This window comes from Azospirillum sp. TSH20 (genome assembly GCF_003115935.1).
Taxonomy (GTDB): domain Bacteria; phylum Pseudomonadota; class Alphaproteobacteria; order Azospirillales; family Azospirillaceae; genus Azospirillum.
This window is the reverse complement of the sequence record NZ_LGQU01000202.1, coordinates 1-16724: the sequence shown is the minus strand read 5'-3', so window position 1 is coordinate 16724 and position 16724 is coordinate 1. Positions and strand designations below refer to the sequence as shown.

Here is a 16724-nt window from a genome sequence, read left to right as displayed (position 1 = left end):
GCGTTCAGGATGAGGTGCAGCCATGCCCTGGGAGATCATTCGCAAGCGACCTGACGACAAGGCCACCGCCGTCCTGACGGATTACGATCAGGCCCGCGCCGCCTTCACGTGGTCGGGGGCGCGCGCCGATCTGGACGGCCTGCCGGACGGGGGGCTCAACATCGCATACGAGGCCGTCGACCGGCATGTCGCGCATGGCCGGGGCGACCGGATCGCCTTGCGCTGGCTGGCCAAGGATGGAACGTCCCGTGAGTTCCGGTATTGCGATCTGGCCGAGCACTCCAGCCGGTTTGCAAGTCTCCTGCGCTCGCTGGGCGTCGGCAAGGGCGAGCGCGTCTTCAGTCTGCTCGGTCGTCAGCCCGACCTCTATGTCGCCGCCCTCGGCACGCTGAAGAGTGGCTGCGTCTTCTCGCCCCTGTTCTCCGCCTTCGGCCCGGAGCCGATCAGAACGCGCCTGTCGCTCGGCGACGGCCGGGTGCTGGTGACCAGCGAAACGCTCTACCGTCGCAAGATCGAGCCTTGGCGCCACGAGCTTCCCGGATTGAAGCATGTGCTGCTCGTCGACGGCGGAGCCGGGCCGGGCGACGGTGTCCTGGTTCTGCGGCGCGCGCTTGCGGCGGCGTCGCCGGACTTCGCCTGTGCGCAAACGACACCGGACGACATGGCTCTTCTCCACTTCACCAGCGGCACAACCGGCCGTCCGAAGGGAGCCGTGCATGTGCACGAGGCCGTGGTCGCCCACCATGCCACGGCCCGCTGCGCCCTCGACCTGCGGCCCGGCGACGTCTTCTGGTGCACCGCTGATCCCGGCTGGGTGACCGGCACCTCCTACGGCATCATCGCACCGCTGACCATCGGCGCCACGCTGCTGGTGGATGAGGCGGAGTTCGATGCGGAGCGGTGGTACGGCATCCTCCAGCGGGAGCGCGTCACCGTCTGGTACACGGCCCCCACCGCCATCCGCATGCTGCTGAAGGTGGGCGCCGAGGTGGCGCGGCGCTACGACCTGTCGTCGGTGCGCTTCATGGCGAGCGTGGGGGAGCCCCTCAACCCCGAGGCCGTTGTCTGGGCCCAGGAGACGTTCGGCCGCCCCTTCCACGACAACTGGTGGCAGACCGAAACCGGCGGCATCATGATCGCCAACTACGCCTCCGCCGACGTGAAGCCGGGGTCCATGGGCCGCCCGATCCCCGGTGTGGAGGCGGCAATCGTCGAACGCACATCCGACGGCCGTGTCCATCCGGTGGAAGAGCCGATGACCGTCGGTGAATTGGCCCTGCGGCCCGGCTGGCCCTCCATGTTCCGCGGTTATCTGGGCGAGGAGGAACGCTATCGGCGCTGCTTCGCCGACGGCTGGTACCTGAGCGGCGACCTCGCCATGCGCGATGCCGACGGCTATTTCTGGTTCGTCGGCCGCGCGGACGATGTGATCAAGTCCGCCGGCCACCTGATCGGCCCCTTCGAGGTCGAGAGCGCCCTCATGGAGCATCCCGCCGTGGCCGAAGCCGGGGTGATCGGGGTTCCCGATCCCATCGCCGGCGAGGCGGTGAAGGCCTTCGTTGCGCTGAAGCCGGGCTGGACACCGTCGGACGCGCTGCGCAAGGAGTTGCTCGGGCATGGCCGCACCCGGCTGGGTCCGGCGGTCGCCCCGAAGTCCATCGATTTCCGGGCCTCCCTGCCGCGCACGCGCAGCGGCAAGATCATGCGCCGTCTTTTGAAGGCGCGCGAGTTGGGCCTGCCTGAAGGCGATCTGTCGACGCTGGAAAGGGACGAGCGATGACCGACCAGTCTCTGGCCCCGCATGCGAAGCCGCGTCTGACCCGCGACCATCTGCTGGGTCTGCTGCGGCAGATGGTGCGCATTCGCCGCTTCGAGGAGCGGTGCGGCGAGCTGTACCAGCAGGAAAAGATCCGCGGCTTTCTTCACCTCTATATCGGCGAGGAGGCGGTGGCCGCCGGGGTGATGGGGTGCCTGCAACCCGAAGACGCCGTCGTCGCCACCTACCGCGAGCATGGACACGCCATCCTGCGCGGCGTCCCGATGACCGCCGTCATGGCCGAGATGTACGGGAAGGCCGAAGGCTGCAGTCGCGGGCGCGGCGGATCGATGCACCTGTTCGATGTCGGCACCCGCTTTTTCGGCGGCAATGCCATCGTCGCCGGTGGGCTGCCCCTGGCGGTGGGCATGGCGCTGGCCGACCGCATGCGTGGCCGGCCGCGGGTGACCGCATGCTTCTTCGGCGACGGCGCCGTTGCCGAGGGCGAGTTCCATGAGAGCCTGAACCTCGCCGCGCTGTGGAAACTGCCGGTCCTGTTCGTCTGCGAAAACAACCTCTACGCCATGGGCACGCGCCTTGACCGGGCACAGTCGCAGACCGACCTGCACCTCAAGGCCGCCGTCTATCAGGTCGCGTCGGAGGCGGTGGACGGCATGGACGTCGTCGCCGTCGAGGCGGCGGCACGGCGCATGACCGATGCGATACGCGATGGCGCCGGGCCGCAATTCCTCGAATGCCGGACCTACCGCTTCCGCGCCCATTCCATGTTCGACCCCCAGCTCTACCGCGACAAGGCGGAGATCGAGGATTGGAAGCGCCATGACCCCGTCGCCCGGCTGTCCGCCTGGATGCGGGAAACCGGCATGCTGCACGACGCCGATCTCCCCGCCATCGAACGGGAAACCGAGGCGGAGATCGAGGCGGCGGTCGCATTCGCCGAGGCCGGGCAATGGGAGCCGGTCGAGGATCTGGCGAAGGACGTCTATACCCGCGAGGTGCATCCATGACCGATGCGGACATCACCGTGGCGGCGGCCAGCCGAACGATCACTTACCGCGACGCCTTGCGCGAGGCGCTTCGTGATGCGCTGCTGCGCGACGAGCGGGTCTTTCTGATGGGCGAGGATGTCGGGTGCTACGGCGGATGCTACGCCGTGAGCAAGGGCCTGTACGACGAGTTCGGGCCGGACCGCATCCGCGATACGCCGCTGTCGGAATCCACCTTCGTCGGCGCCGGCATCGGCGCCGCGCTGAACGGCATGCGTCCGATCGTCGAGATCATGACCGTCAACTTCAGCCTCCTGGCGCTCGACCAGATCGTCAACAACGCAGCGACGCTCCGCCACATGTCCGGCGGACAGGTGAGCGTGCCAGTGGTCTTCCGCATTCCGACCGGGGCGGGGCGCCAGCTCGCCGCCCAGCACTCGCACAGTCTGGAGGGCTGGTACGCCCATGTGCCGGGCCTGCGGGTGGTGGCGCCGGCCACCCTGGAGGACGCGCGCGGCATGCTGTGGACCGCACTGCAGGCCCCTGACCCGGTGGTGATGTTCGAGCATGTGATGCTCTACAATATGGAGGGAACGCTGGATGCCGCGGCTGGTCCGGTCGACATCGACCGTGCGGTGGTCCGCCGCCCCGGCACGGACGTGACGCTCATCACCTACGGCGGCAGCCTGTTCAAGACGCTCGCCGCCGCGCAAGCCCTGGCGGCGGACAATGTGTCGGCGGAGGTCGTGGACCTGCGCAGCCTGCGGCCGCTCGATGCCGAAACCGTGCTGGCCTCGGTCGCCCGCACCCGCCGGGCGGTGATCGTCGACGAAGGCTGGCGGACCGGCAGCTTCGCCGCGGAGGTCAGCGCCCGCATCATGGAGGGGGCCTTCTGGTCGCTCGACGCTCCGGTGGCGCGGGTCTGCACGGCCGAGGTGCCGATCCCCTACCCCCGGCATCTGGAGCAGGCGGCGCTTCCGCAACCGGCCGCCATCGTGGCGGCGGTCAAGGCGCTGATGGGGGCGTGATGGGCATTTTCCGCATGCCGTCTCTGGGCGCCGACATGGAGGCGGGCGTCCTGGTCGAATGGCTCAAACAGCCGGGCGATGCCGTCGCCCGCGGCGACATCGTCGCCGTTGTGGAAACGCAGAAGGGCGCCATCGAGGTCGAGACCTTCGAGGCGGGGGTGATCGAACGGCTGCTCGTCACTCCCGGAACCACGGTTCCGGTCGGCACACCGCTCGCCCTGCTCGCCGGAGCCGGTGAGAGCATCGTGTTGCCCAGCCCCGAGCCGCAGCCATCGGCGCCCCCTCCCCCGCCGCTGCGGGCACCGGCGCCGCTCCCGTCCCCTCCGGTCACGCCCCCTCCGGTCATGGTGGCGACCGCCCATCCGCCGGCGTCGCCGGCGGCACGGCGGCTGGCGACCGATCGTGGCATCGCCCTGACCGCCATTGCCGGCAGCGGGCCAGGAGGTGCCGTGCTTCTCGCCGACGTCGAGCGGGCCGCCGCTACGCCATCCGCCGCCCCGCAGGCGCGCGGATCGGATCTGGCGCAGATGCGGCGGGCGATCGCTGCGGCCATGGCCCGCTCCAATCAGGAAATCCCTCACTACTACCTGAGCACCACGGTGGCCCTGGCCAAGGCGCACGCTTGGCTCAGTGATCGGAACACGGGACGCCCGCCCGAACAGCGGCTGCTCCTGGCGGCACTGCAATTGAAGGCCGTCGCGCTGGCCTTGCGCCGCCTGCCCGAGTTCAACGGTTTCTGTATCGACGGGACGTTCCGACCGGCCGAGGGCATTCATATCGGCACCGCGGTGGCGATCCGCGGCGGCGGCCTCGTCGCACCCGCGATCCACGACACCGACAAGCTGGCCGTGGACGAGGTGATGGCCCGCCTACGTGACGTGGTCGCCCGGGCACGCTCCGGGCGGCTGCGCAGTTCCGAGCTGCAGGATCCCACCATCACCGTCACCAGTCTCGGCGACCGCGGGATAGAAGGGGTATTCGGTGTCATCTACCCGCCGCAGGTCGCCATCGTCGGCTTCGGCAAGCCGGTCGAGCGGCCTTGGGTGGTGGATGGGCAGGTCGTTCCATGCCCCGTGATGACGGCGACCCTCGCGGCCGACCACCGGGTCAGCGACGGCCACCGTGGCGCCCTTCTCCTTGCCGAAATCGATCGTCTGCTGCAGGAGCCCGGATCGCTATGACGCCCGACGATGTAAGACGTGTGGTGCTGGAGGAGCTGAGCAACATCGCCCCCGAAGCCGACCTTGCCCTCCTCGACCCGGCGGCCGACCTCCGGGAGGCGCTGGACATCGACTCCATGGATCACCTGAACTTCGTGACGGCGCTGCACAACCGGCTGGGCGTCGCGATCCCCGAGGTCGATTACCCCCGCCTGATCACCCTCGATGGAGCGGTCGCCTACCTCATGGCCGATCCGGCGATTGCGGCAAAAGCCGGGATCGCATGACGCGAAGGGCGATGTTCCGATGGATGATTGGACAAGACACGAAGGCTCACCCTCGCCGCTTGGAGTTTCCTTCATCCCCGACGAAGACGCCTACAACTTCGCTCTCTATTCCAAGCACGCGACATCCGTCACTCTGTTGCTTTTCTCCGCACAGAATCCGATTGACCCCATCGCGATCCAGCCCTTCGATCCCCTTAGCAACAAGAGTGGCCGTATCTGGCACTGCCGGTTGCCCGCGACCACGGTCGACCGCGCGACCTACTATGCGTATCGCGTCGACGGACCGCGCGCGCCGGCCGAGGGGCAGCGGTTCGATCCCGAGAAGAATCTGCTCGACCCCTATGCGACGGCGGTCTTCTTTCCGTCCGGCTTCAGCCGCGAGGCCGCCCGCCATCCGGGACCCAATCCCGGTCGCGCCCCCCTCGGCGTCCTGCATGCCAAGGAGTCCGGCTTCGACTGGGCCGGCGACCATGCCCCGCGCCATACCCACGACACCATCATCTATGAATTGCATGTCCGAGGCTTCACCCAACGGGCGAATTCCGGCGTTCCGGCCGACCGGCGGGGCACCTTCGCGGGCCTGATCGACAAGATTCCGTACCTGCGGGACCTCGGCGTCACGGCGGTCGAACTGATGCCCGTGTTCCAGTTCGATCCCCAGGAGGGAAATTACTGGGGGTACATGCCGCTCAACTTCTTCGCCCTGCATCACACCTACGCAGCCGACCCCGAGCCGGCCGGCCAGCTCGACGAATTCCGGACGCTGGTCAAGGCGCTGCACGCCGCTGACATCGAAGTGATCCTCGACGTCGTCTACAACCACACGGTCGAAAGCGACGAAAGCGGCCCCACCTACAGCTTCCGCGGCATCGACAACACCACCTACTACCTTCTGGCCGAAGACCGCCGCCGCTATCGCAACGACAGCGGCACCGGGAACGTGCTGCATACGGCCAACCGCTATGTCTCCGGCATGGTCATGGACAGCCTGCACCATTGGGCGCGGCAGTTCCGCATCGACGGCTTCCGCTTCGATCTCGCCTCGCTGTTCACGCGCCGGGATGACGGCTCCATCGATCTCGAAGAGCCGCCGGTGATCAGTGCGATCCAGACGCATCCCGATCTGGCGCGCCTGCGGATGATCGCCGAGGCCTGGGACGTGGTCAGCTACCAGCTCGGCCGCTCCTTTCCCGGAACCACATGGCTGCAATGGAACGATACGTTCCGCAACGAGGTCCGATCCTTCATTCGTGGGGATCGAGGGGTCACCGCCGGCCTGATCCGCCGGCTCGGCGGCAGCGACGACATCTTCCCCGACACGCCCGAGGACGCCTATCACGCCTATCAGAGCATCAATTTCGTGACCTGCCACGACGGCTTCTGCCTGTACGATCTGGTCAGCTACGACCGGAAGCACAACGAGGCGAACGGCGAAGGAAACCGGGACGGCCGTGACGACAACCGATCCTGGAACTGCGGCTGGGAAGGAGACGTGAATCTGCCCGAGGCCGTGGCCAGGCTTCGGCGTAGGCAGGCAAAGAACCTGTTCTGCCTGCTGATGCTGGCGAACGGCACGCCGATGGTCGTGGCGGGCGACGAGTTTCTGAACACGCAGCGTGGCAACAACAACCCCTACAACCAGGACAACGAGACGACGTGGCTCGACTGGGATCTGCTGCGGACCAACGCCGACTTTCACCGCTTCTGCCGGGCAATGATCGCGTTCCGCAAAGCCCATCCCACGCTGTGCCGCAGCCGCAGCTGGCGCGAGGATGTGACGTGGTTCGGAACGACCGGCAGCCTCGACCCTTCGGCCGACAGCGGCACGCTCGCCTTTCTGCTGCGCGGCGGCACGCAAGGCGATGTCGATCTCTATGCCATGATCAATGCCTCGGCGGCGGAGCAGGAGTTCCTGATTCAGGATACCGCGCCACAGGGCTGGCGCCGGGTGATCGACACGGCGCTCGAAAGCCCCGGCGACATCGTGTCCCTGGATGATGCGCCACCGGTCCCCGGACCGCACCACAGGGTGGAGGCGCGATCGATCGTCGTGCTCGTCCGGCGCTGACGGGCCCCGCTGAAATCCGGGGACCCTACCCCCAATATCCGCCCCGGATGTGCATCGGCCTTAACCTCGATAAAGGCGGTGGCCGGATTCCTTTGGGATACTCTCCGGACGGATGAGCCCCGAGCCTTGGGAGGTCGGCCATGGCACCGATACCGCACCTCAGCTACGTCGTTTGCCAGAACGAGAATCATTGGACCGTCGGCTTCGCGCCGGGCGACGATTGCGGAAAATACCCGTCGCGACGGGAGGCCCTGGTGTCCGCGCTGCATGATGCGGTGCGGGTTCGGGAACTGGGATATGACGTCGATGTCTGGGTCCGCCGGAAGGATGGATCGCTGAGGCGGATCCGGGATCGGATCAATTTCGACAAATCCGCATCCCCCCGGACATGACTGTTCCGGTGCCGTCCGCGCCGAAAGATCACGACTACGACACCGGACAGCCGAGGATTCAGCGCCGAATGCGCTTGTCCACAACGCCGGGAATGTCCTGAGTCGGCTGCGGGAACTTGCCCTTGAGGGCATCCACACCCTCCTGCGGCCGGGCGGTGGGCACGAGATCCTGACGGGCACGGCGGCGTTCCGCGGTCGATATGTTCATCTCACGGTCACGGGTCTCGACCAGTCCCGGCTGGACCTCGCCGTCACGGTTGAACGACCATGCCAACATGGGAGGACCATAGGGCAGCCGATCGCCTGGTTGCGTGCCATTCTCCGACTGCCAGGTGTGCCAGGTCTTGCCGTAGCTGTTCATCTTGCTCTTCATCAGCTCGTGCTCGGCGATGTTGGGCAGGTTTGGCGCCACCAGCTGTCCGGACAGGATCTCACCGTTGTGGGGATGCCAATACTGGCGCTCCCGCCGCGGCAGCTGCTCGAACAGGCGCTCGGAGATGATGTACTCGACGCCCGTCAGATTAGCGCCGGCGGTGTTGCCGTCGAACAGCGCGCACTGGGCGAAGTCCTCGTTCATCTGACGGCAGAAATGGTGCGCCTCCATCTGGTGGTTGGGGTCGTTCTTCATGGGATGGAAGCCGACGAGGTAGATGTCCATGCCACCGACCGGCGCATTGCTCTGGAGCGCCGCCGCTCCAGCCTCGAGCACGTTGGTCTTCGCGCTCTCGGCGCTGCCCTGTGGGCTGACGGACGGCGCCACGGTGCCCATTCCGGTGCAGGCGGCAAGCGTGCCGACGAGCGCGAGGGGCAAAGCAGTTCGCTGGATTTGCATGGCTGTGGTCCAATCCTTCCATCAGGATGATCAAGGTGGCTCAGGCGACATCTCTCCCGCCTCTCGCCCTGGCGGAACGATCTTGCTCTGGAGTCGCCGGTTACCTTTCGGCAGCCTCCAACGCGGCCTGAGCCCGCTGGCGCGGGTTCGCCTCCGTGGAAATCGCTTCGATCCGTCCGAAATCACCCCGCAGGGCCTTCAGCGCGGCGCGCTCGCGGTCGATCTCCGCCGTGGTGCGGATGCCCAGGCGCCGGAACACCGGAACCGGCGGGCACCAGCCCTGGAGCGCGTGCTGGAGAAGAAATCCCGTCACGACGGCGGGCAGGATCAGGAAGCGCCGGTCGACGAAGGCGCCCAGCAGCGTACCCGTCAGCGCAAGCGTCGCCGCGTTCGCCTCCAGCGTCCGCTCGATGTCCCATTCGTGGTCGAGTTCGTCGAGGCGGTGGGCGATGTGCTCCGGGTGTTCGGCGTGGTGGCGCAGGCTCTCTTCGATCTCGGCGGCGAAACGGCGGTTGAGGTCTTCGGACGTGGCGTTTTCCACGCGGGATGCGGTAGCGGGCAGCAAGGCTCCCTCCTCTGTCGGAAATGCTGAGCGGTGTCCTATCCCAACATTAGATATGGCTGAAGTGTTCCCGATCGGGCTCCGACCGCTTTGGCGCCATGCCGTCCCGCGTTGGAAATGGAGGACGGCATGGCGCCAGATCCTCACTGCCGGCCCGTACCGATGCCGTCCGGCTGTCCGAAGCCGCTCCCGACGGGGCAGGTCACGGTCCGGGTGCGCTGCCTCCATTCCCACGAGACCGCCACCGCCATCACAGCCGCGCCGGCCGCGGCCAGCGGCAACCGGTAGGGCTCGAAATAGGTGAGCAGCAGGCCCGGCCCGAAGGCGAAGAGCAGGATCTTGTTGCAGGTCGGACAGGCAATGCCGAGAAACCCGAGCAGGCTACCGAAGCCGGCGCCGCGAACAGGGCATCGGGGCCGCCGGATGGCGACGTACACGCCGACCAGCACGGACTGGATGGCCAGCAGCGAGACCTCGAAGCCCTGGGTCGGCGTCATCCGCACGAACACCGGGTTCGGCCAGACCGCCGTGACCGTGCCGAGCACCAGGAAGGTGCCGATAGCCGCGGCTACGCCATGCCACGGCCGCACCGGCGCGAGACCACCAACATCGGCCGACGGGGCGGTCACGTCGGCGTTCATCCCTGGCCCCCATTCTTCCGCTTCGCGCGAACCTCGGCGACGATCTCCTTCATCGCCTTCAGGTCCAGCCCACCGGGGACAATATAGTTGCCGATGATGAAGCCCGGCGTGCCCCGGAGTTGCAGCATGGCGGCCTGCGCCGACACCTCCTTGAAGGCCGCATCGATCTGCGCATCACGCTCCTTCAGGTCGCGCTCGGCCCGTGTCAGGTCCAGACCGGCTTCCCCGGCGGCCTTCCGGATCTTGTCATCGTCCAGGCGGCCGGGGATGGTCATGAAGGCATCGTGGACCTGCTCGTAGCGGTCCTGCCAACGCCCGGCGAGCGCGAGCTTGGCGGCGTAGATCGAGGAGGCCCCGAACACCGGCCAGTGCTTGTGGATGATCCGGACGCCCTTGTCCTCGGCGGCCAGTTGCTTGACGGCCGGATGGACCCGGCGACAGACCGGGCATTGGTAGTCGAAATACTCTATCAGGGTGACGTCGCCCTGGGGGTTGCCGGCCACCACGGCGCTCGGCCCGCGTTCCAGCGCTTCGGGTCCAAGCTCGGCGACCATGGGCGGGGCCGCCGTTGCTTCGGCGGAGGTCGGCGCCACGAGGGAAGAGACTGCGACGGTACCGGCGCCGACGGCGACGGTTGAAACCAGCAGGGCCGCGAAGATTTTGGTCCGGTGTGAAGTCATGATGGGATGAGTCTCCGTGTTCGGGATGTGAGGACGATCTTGAGCATTCAGGCAAAGGCCGTCGGATGACGCACGGAAGAGAGGTCGCTTGACCCCGCCCTTTTCCCGTGCGCCCGTTTCCCGTGCGCCCGTTTACCCGGCCGACCGGGCCCTGCGGAGGGCGTCGAGGACGGCGTCCTCGGTCAGCACCTCGGGAAGGACGACGCCATGCGGCGCGCCGGGGCCGTAGACCACGTTGAAGGGGATACCGTAGCGGCCGTGCTGCGCGAGGTAGGTCATGATGGCCGCGTCCGGGCTGGTCATGTCTGCCTTCATCGCCACGATGCCATCGGCCGACAGGGCGCCCGCCACCGGCTCGCGATCGACCACCATCTTCTTGTTGACGATGCAGGTGACGCACCACTCCGCGGTCACGTCGACGAAGACGGTCTGGCCCTGGGCGACCAGCTTGCCGATGTCCGCCTGGTCGAACCGCCGCCATTGGGCCGACGCCGCCGCGGCGTCCGGTGCCGCCATCGCGCGGTGCCCGAGGAAGGCCGGGATGGCCAGCGTCCCGGCGAGCGCCGCCACCGCCACCGGCACGGCCGCAAGGCGCAGGTTCCGACCGCCGCGCATGGCCAGCGTCATGGCGGCGATGGCGACGGTGGCGGCCGCCGCGATGCTCCCGGTCACGACGACCGAGGTCTGGGCGGCGAGGACCGTGAGAAGCCAGACCGCCGTCCCGGCCAAAGCCAGGGCGAGCAGGTGGCGGAGGGCTCCCATCCACCGCCCCGGCCGCGGCAGCAGCCGGACCGCGCCGGGAAAGGCCGCCGTGAGCAAATAGGGGCTGGCGAGCCCGACGCCGAGCGCGCCGAACACAGCCAGGATCTCGAGCGGACCGCGGGCCAGCGCGAAGCCGACCGCAGTCCCGAGGAAGGGCGCCGAGCATGGCGTCGCCAACAGGGTTGCGAAGGCCCCCATGGCAAAGTGCCCGGCCAAGCCGTTGCCGCCGACACCTCCCAGCACGGTCATGACCGACGACGGAAGCCGGATCTCGAAGGCACCCACCATGCTGGCGGTGAAGGCGAGCAGGATGACGACCATTGCGGCGATGAAGACGGGCTGCTGGAACTGCATGCCCCAGCCGACCACCCCGCCCGCTGCCTTGACGGCGGCCAGGGCACCCGCCAGGACGAGCATGGCGGCGATGGCGCCCGCCGCCGTCGCCAGGAAGCCCAGCCGTACCCGGCGGAGTTCCTGCCCCTGTTGCCGGATGACCGACATCAGCTTGAGGGAGAGCACCGGCAGTACGCAGGGCATCAGGTTGAGCACGAGGCCGCCCAGGAGGGCCACCGCCAGGAAGGGCAGGAGATCGGCCATGCGGCCGGCGACCGCGGGCGCCTCGGCCGACACGGTGACGGGAGCCTCGACAGCCCGCCCGCCGTCGACGACCGTCACGGTAAGCGGCTTGCCCGGCAGGGTGACGGAGTCGGGACCCGCCGCGATCCGCACGGTCAGAATTGCCGCTTTCCCACCACCCTCGAACGCCACATCGGGCTTGCCGAACGCCCAGTCGCCGCCCTCGATGAAGACATCCGGTTCCGTCAATGGCACCGTGAGCGATATCACACGGACGGCGAGCGTCTTCTGCGCGGTGTCGGCCCAGACCCGCTCGACGGCCAGTCCCGAAGCGCTTCCGTCGCCGGGGACTTGGGCGATGAACCGGGCGATCAGGTTTCCGGCATCCGCATCGGCCGCCGCCGCACCGGCGGGGAGGTCCAGTCGGACCTGGTGCGCGGCCGGGACGCAGATGTCGCTGCACACCAGCAGGTCGACCGTGCCGCGCAGCGAGATGGGGTCACCCGGCCGTTCAGGCTTCACCTCGAGGGGGAGGACGACCTCGCCCTTGTAGCCGAGGGTCTCGATGCCGAGGGTGGAGAACCGGTGCGGCGCGGGCCAGTGCACCTCGATCGACGCGACATTCGTCGAACCGGTCCAGTCCATCTGGGGCGGAATGCCTGCGTCCTCCGGGCTGCGCCAGTAGGTCTTCCACCCATCCTCCAGGACGATGCGCAATCCGGCGGGAACCGTCTCCAGGTCTCCCGTCGCATTCACCGGGGACAGGAGCTGCGTGTGCGATGCCTGGCTTGCCGAGACCGGTCCGGCGGCCGCGTCGGCGGAGGCCGGCGCCAGCATGGCGACGAGGGTCGCCGCGATCGGCGCCAGCACGTGGCGCCGCATCAGAAAGGAGAGCATGTCATGGTCCGTGAGCAGGGTCGAGCCAACGGGCACCTCGCCCTGCGGGCGGCGGTGTCCGGCGATCCGGTCACGAAAGGCGATGGCGAGACAGGCAATGCCCGTTCGCGTAGACGGCTCCGTGACCGCTCAGGCGGACGGACGCGGGGGAGGCAGGTCGGGGATGGTGGAGATGCCGCGCGACGGGTCGTCGGTCACGAAGCCATGCGCGTCGGCGTCCGCGGAGGGCGGAGGAATAGCGAATGCGGCCGTGGGCAGACCGCCGCAGACCGTGATGCATTGAACCGTGGAACACCGCGCCGGACCGGGCGCGTTCCCGTTGCGGCCGCAGGGCCGCTCGTCGTCGCGGGCGGTGGACACGAACTCCTGCACGATGGCTTGCCGCTGGCCCGCCATCGCGGTGACCACCTCCGACCTCTGGGCGAAGGCCGCACCGGGAAACGCCTTGACGGTGCCCGAACCGGCGGCGGCAACCAGCGCGGCCAGCATGAGCAGGCCCGCCACCAGTCTCCGAACCATGCTCGCCGTGCGATCCAACAGCGTCTCCCCGATGTGCTCCCTTGAGGCCAACCGCGATATGAACGTGGCCGCACCCCTACCCTGCTCACCCTTCCGCGAGTGGTGGCGGGATGCCGCGTCAATCTTATCGTCAGTGCCGCATCACCGATGGAGCCACTCTGGCCCCTGCCTGTTCGGATCGCAAGCGAATCCATTAGACATTAGGAAACTACGTTCTATCGGCTGCGCCCCGGCTTGGCTGGCATGCCGGTACAGATCTCTGTTTCCCTGACGAAGGACAATCATCATGGTGGCCATGTGGAGTGCCCAACTGTCGGTGATTTACCACCTCGGTTTCGGGCGGCACTCCACATGCGTCGGTCGCCCGTTTATTTTGAGCGAAACTCGTATGTCGTCCGGTGATCGCCGCAGGAAAGAGCGCGCGGTCAGCGCCGTCGCCAGTACCAGACACCGGAACGGAGGGAGAGGTGGGCCAGCTTCGCACACGCCCGGCGTTGCGGGGAGTGCGCAGCTCGTAAGTTCCTGAAAGTACTGGCCGTTTGGAGAAGGTGGTTGGGGGACTAGGATTCGAACCTAGGCTGACGGAGTCAGAGTCCGCAAGAACAGCCTGCGCTTTGCTGCGACACCATACGAGACGGCACGACAACACATTGCAATACCACGTATTTTTATTTGTCAGCTTGCGCTGATCATCGCCAGAATATCCTGTCCTTCACTCTGCCGTGCATACTGGGTGCTTACTGGAGGCCTGTTTATATAGGATGATATTCCGGAAGGAAGCGACCATGCCATCGACACGGATCACCAAGCGGGCTGTCGACGATGCGACGCCTGAAGCGCGGGATTTTTATCTGTGGGACAGCGAACTGAGCGGCTTCGGATTGAAAGTCACGCCATCGGGGACGAAGACCTATCTCGTGCAATACCGCGCCGGCGGACGCGGCATGCCAACCCGCCGCATCACAATCGGGCGGCATGGATCACCCTGGACCCCTGAGCAGGCCCGCCAGGAAGCCCGTCGCGTGCTGGCCACGGTGGATCTCGGCGACGATCCTGCCGCCCGGAAGGCGGACAGGCGGCGGGAATTGACAGTGTCAGAGTTGTGCGATCTGTACATAGCGGAAGGATGCACGACAAAGAAGCCTTCGGCCATCCGGGCCGACCAGGGACGGATCACGTGGCACATCAAACCCCTGCTGGGAAAAGGAAAGCCGGGGACATCACCCGGGGTGATATCGAGCGCCTGTTGCGCGACGTGGCGGCTGGAAAGACCGCCAGCCCACACCGCTCCAGCAAGGGCGGCAGCCGCGCAACCGGCGGAAAGGGCGCTGCGTCGCAAACCGTGATCCTGCTGAGAGCGATGTTCGCCTTCGCCATGGCTCGGGCGCTCCGATCCGACAATCCCGCGGCCGGAATCAAAACATTCAATGTCAGAAAGCTGGAACGTTTCCTGACCGCCGAGGAAATGGGCAGACTTGGCAAGACACTGATCGCGTTCGAACAGGAGGGGGCCAACCCATATCTCATCGCCGCCATTCGCCTCCTGCTGCTGACAGGATGCCGAAAATCCGAAATCTGAGCCTGACCTGGGACCACGTGGATGTCGCCTACTCCTACTTGCGTCTGCCCGACAGCAAGACCGGCGCAAAGGTTGTACCGCTGGGACGGGCCGCACTCGATATCCTGAGCAAGCTCCAACGCCGGCCCGGCAATCAATATGTCATCCCCGGCAAAGGGCAAGATGGACAGTTGGTCAACATCGACCGGACCTGGGAAAAGATCCGCACCGCAGCCGGTTTACCCGATGTTCGTTTGCATGATCTTCGACATAGCTTCGCCAGCGTCGGAGCCGCCAACGGAAGCAGTCTGCTGGTCATTGGGAAGATTCTTGGACATACCCAGCCAACGACGACCCAGCGTTACGCCCACCTGGCACATGATCCCGTCCTAACCGCGGCTGATCAAATCTCTGCCGCCATCGCTGACGCCCTTGACCAATCCAGTTCGCGGCGAAACCGCCAGCGCAAGTTTCGCCTTCGGCCAAATCGCGCCGTGACCCTGGCTGATGCACCGGTCTGACTGCAACAATCGCGACCCTTTGGGTGGGGTGATCAAGTGAAGGTGTGGCCGCAGGCGCTTGTCCAATTCCAGCGCACAGACCCGGATCCAACGGAAGAGGGTTCGTGCGATCGACCGTCTCGCCGCCGTCGAACGGCGAGAGGCCGGCGGGGTGCCGCATGCACCCGATCGTCAAACATCCGGCCCGTCACTGGCTTGCGGTGAACACTGCCAATTGGGCGTCGAATGCACGCTTGTAGGCGGGGCGGCCTTCGCCGCGGGCAACATAGGCCGAAAGGTTCGGATGCTCGCCGAGCAGACCCGATGCTTTCAGCCTCAGCAGCACCGACACCATCAACAGATCACCCGCGCTGAATGCGCCCTCGAGCCACTCGGCATCGCCGAGGCGATCCGACAGTTGCTGCAGCCGAACGCGAATCCGCCCCTCGACCAGCGGGAGCCTCTCCTTGCTCCAGGACTTGTCGCTTTCCAGAACCTTGGTGGTTACGAGATCGAGGATCGGCGGCTCGACCGTGTTGAGCGCGGCAAACATCCACATGAGTACACGCGCCCGCGTCCGCGCGTCACCGGGCAACAGGCCCGCATGGCGTTCAGCGATATGGAAGACGATCGCACCCGTCTCGAACAGGGCGACATCATCATCCTCGAAGGTTGGAATCTGCCCGAAAGGATGAAGCGCCAGATGCGCGGGTTCCTTCATCGCAGCAAAGGAAACAAGGCGAACCTCATAGGGTCGGCTTACCTCTTCAAGTGCCCAGCGGACGCGCGTGTCGCGCGCCAAGCCCCTGCCGCCGTCGGGTGACCGTTCGAACGCGGTGATCGTGATGGTCATTCCAAGGTTCCATTCCCGGCTGGACGTTTCAAGCCGCCGATCCTGCGTGGACGGCCGCCTCAAGCACAGCGATGTCAATTTTGCGCATCGTCATCATTGCGTCGAAAGCGCGTTTCGCCGCGACGCCGTCGGAACCCGTCGTCAACTCGAGCAGCCGCCTCGGCGTGATCTGCCAGGAGAACCCCCACCGGTCCTTGCACCAACCGCAAGCGCTCTCGACGCCGCCGTTGGTGACGATCGCATTCCAGTAGCGGTCGGTTTCTTCCTGGCTTTCGGTAACCACCATGAAACTGACAGCTTCGTTCGCCGTGAAATTCGGTCCACCGTTCAGACCCACAAACCGCCGGCCGAGCACCGTGAACTCGACGGTCAATTCGGCACCTTCGCGCCCACCGGGGAAATTGCCGGGCGCCATGTTCACACGGTCCACATGGCTGTCGGGAAAAGTGGCGGCGTAGAACTTGGCCGCTTCGGCGGCTTGGCCATGGTCGAACCACAGGCAGGTTACGAGATCGGGCATATCCGGTGCTCCTACTGGCTTGGTTGCTTCCGCACTTGCGTGTCAATCGGCTTCCAAAAACCAGCCAGCATCGGCGTCCAATATCCAGCCACGCCTGAGGTTGCAGAACCCGTTGTCCAGGGTGTC

At 66.6% G+C, this 16724-nt stretch carries 16 protein-coding genes; 8 read left to right on the top strand and 8 right to left on the bottom strand.

Going from position 1 to position 16724, the window contains the following annotated elements; translation table 11 throughout:
- The first annotated feature begins 22 nt into the window (after positions 1 to 22).
- The 6 genes from acsA to TSH20_RS34095 are packed head-to-tail and all read left to right on the top strand — an operon-like array spanning position 23 to position 7306.
- Positions 23 to 1780 carry an acetate--CoA ligase gene (acsA, locus tag TSH20_RS34120; RefSeq protein ID WP_109157253.1) on the top strand — a complete coding sequence of 586 codons (1758 nt, stop codon included), beginning with the start codon at positions 23 to 25 and terminating at the stop codon, positions 1778 to 1780.
- Positions 1777 to 2784, top strand: a complete 1008-nt coding sequence (gene pdhA / locus TSH20_RS34115; RefSeq protein ID WP_109157252.1) for a pyruvate dehydrogenase (acetyl-transferring) E1 component subunit alpha — start codon at positions 1777 to 1779, stop codon at positions 2782 to 2784. The genes acsA and pdhA overlap by 4 nt, the downstream gene beginning before the upstream one ends.
- Positions 2781 to 3791, top strand: a complete 1011-nt coding sequence (locus tag TSH20_RS34110; protein WP_109157251.1) for an alpha-ketoacid dehydrogenase subunit beta — start codon at positions 2781 to 2783, stop codon at positions 3789 to 3791. Before pdhA ends, TSH20_RS34110 begins: the two co-directional genes overlap by 4 nt.
- Positions 3791 to 4972, top strand: a complete 1182-nt coding sequence (locus TSH20_RS34105) for a dihydrolipoamide acetyltransferase family protein (RefSeq protein ID WP_109157250.1) — start codon at positions 3791 to 3793, stop codon at positions 4970 to 4972. The genes TSH20_RS34110 and TSH20_RS34105 overlap by 1 nt, the downstream gene beginning before the upstream one ends.
- Positions 4969 to 5238, top strand: coding sequence for an acyl carrier protein (locus TSH20_RS34100; protein ID WP_109157249.1), 270 nt, complete (start codon positions 4969 to 4971; stop codon positions 5236 to 5238). The genes TSH20_RS34105 and TSH20_RS34100 overlap by 4 nt, the downstream gene beginning before the upstream one ends.
- A 19-nt stretch (positions 5239 to 5257) precedes the next feature.
- Complete coding sequence (locus tag TSH20_RS34095; protein WP_109157248.1) at positions 5258 to 7306, top strand: isoamylase; 2049 nt, start codon at positions 5258 to 5260, stop codon at positions 7304 to 7306.
- A 450-nt stretch (positions 7307 to 7756) separates the two neighbouring features.
- Here TSH20_RS34095 and TSH20_RS34085 read toward each other — a convergent pair whose 3' ends face one another.
- The 6 genes from TSH20_RS34085 to TSH20_RS34060 form a co-directional block, all read right to left on the bottom strand.
- The gene (locus TSH20_RS34085) at positions 7757 to 8530 is read right to left on the bottom strand and encodes an OBAP family protein (RefSeq protein ID WP_199232112.1); all 774 of its coding nucleotides are present in this window, start codon (positions 8528 to 8530) and stop codon (positions 7757 to 7759) included.
- Between the two features lie 100 nt (positions 8531 to 8630).
- A complete protein-coding gene (locus TSH20_RS34080; protein WP_109157246.1) occupies positions 8631 to 9095 on the bottom strand; it encodes a DUF2892 domain-containing protein in 465 nt (154 codons plus the stop codon).
- 140 nt (positions 9096 to 9235) lie between these two features.
- Positions 9236 to 9733: a hypothetical protein gene (locus TSH20_RS34075; protein WP_109157245.1), complete on the bottom strand. Its 498-nt coding sequence runs from the start codon at positions 9731 to 9733 to the stop codon at positions 9236 to 9238.
- Positions 9730 to 10413 carry a DsbA family protein gene (locus TSH20_RS34070; RefSeq protein ID WP_109157244.1) on the bottom strand — a complete coding sequence of 228 codons (684 nt, stop codon included), beginning with the start codon at positions 10411 to 10413 and terminating at the stop codon, positions 9730 to 9732. Before TSH20_RS34070 ends, TSH20_RS34075 begins: the two co-directional genes overlap by 4 nt.
- Positions 10414 to 10545: 132 nt before the next feature.
- Complete coding sequence (locus tag TSH20_RS34065; protein WP_247871612.1) at positions 10546 to 12648, bottom strand: protein-disulfide reductase DsbD domain-containing protein; 2103 nt, start codon at positions 12646 to 12648, stop codon at positions 10546 to 10548.
- 129 nt (positions 12649 to 12777) lie between these two features.
- Positions 12778 to 13152, bottom strand: a complete 375-nt coding sequence (locus TSH20_RS34060; RefSeq protein WP_109157243.1) for a hypothetical protein — start codon at positions 13150 to 13152, stop codon at positions 12778 to 12780.
- 1141 nt (positions 13153 to 14293) lie between these two features.
- Here TSH20_RS34060 and TSH20_RS36055 point away from each other — a divergent pair.
- Entirely contained in the window at positions 14294 to 14746 is a 453-nt protein-coding gene (locus tag TSH20_RS36055) for a hypothetical protein (RefSeq protein WP_247874560.1), read from the top strand.
- Positions 14725 to 15246, top strand: a complete 522-nt coding sequence (locus tag TSH20_RS34045; RefSeq protein WP_109157241.1) for a site-specific integrase — start codon at positions 14725 to 14727, stop codon at positions 15244 to 15246. The genes TSH20_RS36055 and TSH20_RS34045 overlap by 22 nt, the downstream gene beginning before the upstream one ends.
- 187 nt (positions 15247 to 15433) lie before the next feature.
- On the opposite strand, the gene TSH20_RS34040 is transcribed toward TSH20_RS34045, so the two are convergent.
- Positions 15434 to 16078: a glutathione S-transferase family protein gene (locus TSH20_RS34040; protein ID WP_109157240.1), complete on the bottom strand. Its 645-nt coding sequence runs from the start codon at positions 16076 to 16078 to the stop codon at positions 15434 to 15436.
- A gap of 28 nt (positions 16079 to 16106) precedes the next feature.
- Positions 16107 to 16598, bottom strand: coding sequence for a VOC family protein (locus tag TSH20_RS34035; RefSeq protein WP_109157239.1), 492 nt, complete (start codon positions 16596 to 16598; stop codon positions 16107 to 16109).
- Positions 16599 to 16724 lie beyond the last annotated feature (126 nt).